This is a genomic window from Methylobacterium sp. C33D (assembly GCF_053345825.1).
This window is the reverse complement of the sequence record NZ_JBKFAV010000084.1, coordinates 1-4,209: the sequence shown is the minus strand read 5'-3', so window position 1 is coordinate 4,209 and position 4,209 is coordinate 1. Positions and strand designations below refer to the sequence as shown.

5 protein-coding genes are annotated in these 4,209 nt (G+C 77.0%); 3 read left to right on the top strand and 2 right to left on the bottom strand.

The genetic code is table 11. The annotated features are described in order from the left end of the window. Nucleotides 1-225: 225 nt before the first annotated feature. The 3 genes from ACLBXO_RS31340 to ACLBXO_RS31330 all read left to right on the top strand — a co-directional run bounded on the left by ACLBXO_RS31340 (nt 226) and on the right by ACLBXO_RS31330 (nt 2,534). Complete coding sequence (locus ACLBXO_RS31340) at nt 226-645, top strand: hypothetical protein (RefSeq protein ID WP_331318942.1); 420 nt, start codon at nt 226-228, stop codon at nt 643-645. 99 nt (nt 646-744) lie between these two features. Beyond that, nucleotides 745-1,641, top strand: coding sequence for a lysozyme inhibitor LprI family protein (locus ACLBXO_RS31335; protein ID WP_447687861.1), 897 nt, complete (start codon nt 745-747; stop codon nt 1,639-1,641). Nucleotides 1,642-1,643: 2 nt separating this feature from the next. Further along, nucleotides 1,644-2,534 carry a hypothetical protein gene (locus ACLBXO_RS31330; RefSeq protein WP_447687862.1) on the top strand — a complete coding sequence of 297 codons (891 nt, stop codon included), beginning with the start codon at nt 1,644-1,646 and terminating at the stop codon, nt 2,532-2,534. Between the two features lie 288 nt (nt 2,535-2,822). Here the strand turns inward: ACLBXO_RS31330 and ACLBXO_RS31325 are convergent, their stop codons facing one another. Together ACLBXO_RS31325 and ACLBXO_RS31320 are read right to left on the bottom strand one after the other, a co-directional pair. Continuing rightward, a complete protein-coding gene (locus tag ACLBXO_RS31325) occupies nt 2,823-3,122 on the bottom strand; it encodes a hypothetical protein (RefSeq protein ID WP_447687860.1) in 300 nt (99 codons plus the stop codon). After that, nucleotides 3,106-4,209: hypothetical protein (locus tag ACLBXO_RS31320; protein WP_447687859.1), on the bottom strand; the 1,104-nt coding region annotated here is incomplete at its 5' end. The genes ACLBXO_RS31325 and ACLBXO_RS31320, both read right to left, overlap by 17 nt.

Sequence of the window (4,209 nt, the reverse complement as noted above, 5' to 3'; positions counted from 1 at the left end):
GCCGCGGCGGACGCGCCGCCGCGGACCGAGCCTCCGCCGCCGCGCGCGCTGGCGCCGGCGCCGCGCCCCCGGCCAGCGGCCACGCCGCAGCTCTGAGACCCTGCGGGGCCGGCCGGTGCGGCCCGGCCTCGCTCATCCGACAATCCACGCCTGACCGGGCCCCCACTGCACAGGTCCGGCGGGTCACCGACAGAGCCACCAGCAGAGCGAAGTGAGAGGTGCCCCATGGGATCGATGCGGACCGCGTTCATCTACGCGGCCATCCTGTCGACGCTCCCGCTCCCGGCGGCCGCGGCGGAGACGTGCCGCGACCATTACCGGAGCGAGGGGACGCCGATGCTCCAGGCCATCACCTACAAGACGTGGATGATCTTCCCCTCGGTCAGCCCCAGGGCCGCGTTCGACCGGGTGACGCGGGCGGTCCTGGCCGAGGGGTTCGTGGGCGTGCACGTGGAGAAGGCGCTCGGGACCCTGACGGCCCAGCAGGAGACATCCGGTTCGGGGCGACCGCAGACGCTGCGGGTCGTCGTGCGCAAGGCCGGGGCAGGCAGCCGGGTCGACGCCCTGTTCATGGTGCAGGCCGGCCAGATCGGCCAGGACGTCGACCAGAACCTGTGCCGCATCGTCGATGCCGCGGCGCAGTAGGCCCCGATGTCGACCGGCTCCAGTCACGCGACCCGGAGGCGAGGTTCCGATGCGCAGTCCGGTGCGCGCTTCGGGGCGAGCTTCAGTGCGGGGCCGGCCGTGACGCGCCTCCCGGCGGCCGCCCTCGCCGCATCCCTCGCCGCATCCCTTCTGGCGCCGTCCTCGGCCCGGGCGATCGACTGCCGCAAGGCGGCCAGCCCGCTCGAGCGCCTGATCTGCGCCGACGCGGCGCTCCGGAAGGCCGACGCCGCCCTGGGTGCGGCCTATGCCGGCCTCCTGCACGGCACGGACGACCCCGAGATCCGCGCGATGCTGATCGCCAGCCAGAAGCGCTGGGTGGCGGCCCGGGACACGCGGCTCGGCGACCTGGACGCGGCCGGCGCGCGCGCCCTCGTGCTGGGGGCGATCCGGGCACGGACCGAGGCACTGTCCGGCCGCTCCAAGAGCGATCCGGCCCGGCCGCACTGGATCGCGGCGGCGCTGCGGCAGCGGGCCTTCGCGGCGCGGTTCACCGGCGGTCCCTTCGCGGGGTTCGACACGGCGTGCGACTTCCTGCCCGTCGGGCAGGACCGGGTCTACGGCTGCTTCGGCAGCCGGCGCTACCAGAACGGCGACCGGGTCTGCACCCTGTCCGACGACTGGGCGAGCGGCCACACCACCGAGACGCGCACGGTCGCGCGGGTCGTCGACGGCGCCGCGCGCACGGTGGCGACCTGTACGATCGGCGAGGGCGGCGACGCGGAATGCCCGGGCCCCGACAATCCCGACGGCCGCTGGACGCGGCCCGCCGCCCCGGCCGCCGCCGGCGCGGCGGCGCCACCCGCCGGCCCTCGGGCCGCGCTCGACGTCGAGCTGGCCCCGGACGCCGATGCCGAGACCTGGCTCTCGACCTGCCTGACCGACCCCGCCTATCCGCCGCCCGACCCGATCCCGGCGGCCCGGACGGCCCCGGGGTCGAGCCCGCCCGCGCCTGCGGGCACCCCGAGCAGCCGGTGACGATGAGACCGCACGCCCCCACGCCCGATCCGTCCACCGCTCCGGTCCCCGGGCCGTCCCGCAGGCGCGGCGTCCGGGTCGCCGCGCTGACGCTCGGCCTGACGCTCGGCCTGATGCTCGCCGGACCGGCCGCCGCGCAGGACGGGCCACCGGCGCCGCGGGTCGCCTCCGCCGTGAAGGGCCTGCGCTTCGTGCCCCTCGCCGAGCTGCCGCGGGCCCCGGGCGGGGCGGGTCGCCGGGCCGGCTGCCCGGGCGAGGTCGCGCCGGCGCAGTCCGAGGCGGCGCGGGCCGTGACTGCCCGGGACTGGTTCATCCTCGGCGAGGCGGCGCTGGGCCGCTACCGGGCCGTCAGCTTCGCCAGCGACCTGCAGCAGGGGCCGAGCGGCACCTGCTTCGTCGCGGACGGCAATGTCGGCCTCTTCGACGGGGCGCGCCTCGTCGCCCTCGTGTACGGCGCCGGCCGGACCGGCGCGGTCGGCCGCATCGCGGCGCGGGCCGGTGGCGTGCGCCTCTGGGACGGCGAGCTGCCGCCCGCCCCGGTGGGCGACCTGACGCTGCGCGCGGACGGGATCCTGTCGCTGGAGCCGCCGGCCAAGGTCGAATCCGTCTGCGGCGGCCGCGGGTCGATCCCCGCGATCCGCGGCCGCCCGATCGACGAGGCCCGGACGGCGCTGATCGCCGCGGGCTGGACGCCGGTGACGGGGGCGCCGAGCGACGATGCGCGGGAGCGGGGTCTCGCCCGGCGCGGCGTCACCGAGGTCGACGGCTGTTCCGGGACGGGCCTCGCCTATTGCAGCTTCCGGTATGTCGGGGCCGCCGGCACGCTCTCGGTGACCACGACGGGCGACGGCGATCTGCCCGAGGTCCACGCATACGGAGTCACGTGCCGATGAGACGGATCCTGCGGGCGCTGACGCTGATCGCCGCGACGGCGACGCGCGGGCCACGGTCGATCCGGCGTCCCTCCGGTCCGTCGGCACCGTCGCGTCCCTGGTCGGGACGCGGCGCTTCCAGGTGATCGCGGTGGAGGGCAGCATCGACAAGGCGCGTATCGGATCCGGCTGATCTACGCGCCGATGACCGGGAGCTGCGCGCTGATGGGTCAGAGATCCTCGATCGCTCCGATCCCCGCTGAGCACCGGCCCGCGGCCGGCCCCCCGGCCGCCCCGCGGGCGCTCGCCTCAGCGCGTGCCGAGGCAGCCGGTCCCGGGCGCCGGCAGGACCAGCCAGGCGCCGCCCGCGTAGAGGCGACGGACCGCCCCCGGCGCCGCGGGCCGGAGCACCAGGTACGCGCGGCCGGCCGAGACCAGGGCCCCGTTATCGGCGGCCGCCAGGGCGGCGGGGTTCCCGAGCGCCACCACGGTCTCCGGCTGGACCGCGAGGGCGGTCAGCGCGGTCACGCCGAGCCCCCCGGCGAGCGCCGCCGCGACGGCGCCGACCGGCAGGCCGCGCCGCGGGCGCCGATCAGTAATCGTAGGCATGCTCGAACCGTCCCCCCGCGGCCTCCACGGCGCGGATCTGCGCGACGAGCTGCTCCACCGCGGTGTCGTAGCCGACGCGCTGCCAGCCCGGCTCGGACTGGATCGGCATCGCGAACAGCGGCTCGGCCCCCGCGAGGGTGACCGTCCGGCCCGGCGGCAGGAGGACGGTGGTGAGGATCCGGCGGTTGCCGGCGATCTCCAGGACGGTCCGGCCCCGCGCGCCGAGACCCCGGACGATCTCCGTGAAGGCCCGGTAGCGCGGCGTCTCCATCAGGGCGGCCGGGCCGCCGTCGCCGGCCGGGACGGGGCCGAGGAGGGTGATGCGCGGGTCGGCGGCCGCGTCGCCGGCATCGAGCCCCGCCACGACGCTGCGGATCGTCAGGCCGGCCGGGTCCATCCCGGCGAGCCACGCGATCCCCCGCGCGTAGGCCCATTTCAGCCCGTACTGCAGCGTGAGCGCGCCGCGCCGCTCGACCGCCCGCAGCGACGGCGTGAACGGGACCTCGTGCCAGAGCCGGGACAGCGCCGCGTCGAACGGGTAGCGGTACCAGGGGGTCTGGCGCAGGAACGCGGCGTAGTCCGCGAGCAGCCGGGCGTTGAACCGGTCCTCGTCCGTGGGCTCGGGCCCCCGCCACCGCGCGGTCAGCGCGCCGAGGGTGCGCTCGTAGGCCCCCTGGATCAGCATCTCGGCCGTGAAGCTGAGGCCGATCACGTAGTTGGTGACTTTCTGGCCCGCGGTGACGTCGCCGATGCGCCCGGCCGCCCGGGTCGCCCCGCACAGGCTCGTCCAGAAGCCCGTCGTCGTCGCCCAGTAGTCGAAGGCCGATTCCGAGGCGGAACGCGTCACCCCGGCGAGGTCCGCGTAGGCGTGGACGATGTCCCATTCGGGGAAGGTGAGGTAGCTGTCGCCGGCCGCGCGCTTGTAGCCCTCGGGGGCGATCCCGAAGCGCCCGCCGCCCGCCGCCCGGACCTGCAGGGCGGGGTCGGGCGCGGCCGCGCAGCCCCCCTCGATCGCCGCGACCGGCAGCGCGCAGGCGAGCGCGAGGACGGCGAGGCCGGCGGCCGCCCAGCGGGCGAGCCGCCAGCG

What these genes read in the sequence shown, in the direction of transcription:
- ACLBXO_RS31340 (WP_331318942.1), top strand. Translation starts at nt 226, where the DNA reads ATGGGATCGATGCGGACCGCGTTCATCTACGCGGCCATCCTGTCGACG.
- ACLBXO_RS31330 (WP_447687862.1), top strand. Translation starts at nt 1,644, where the DNA reads ATGAGACCGCACGCCCCCACGCCCGATCCGTCCACCGCTCCGGTCCCC.
- ACLBXO_RS31325 (WP_447687860.1), bottom strand. Translation starts at nt 3,122, where the DNA reads ATGCCTACGATTACTGATCGGCGCCCGCGGCGCGGCCTGCCGGTCGGC.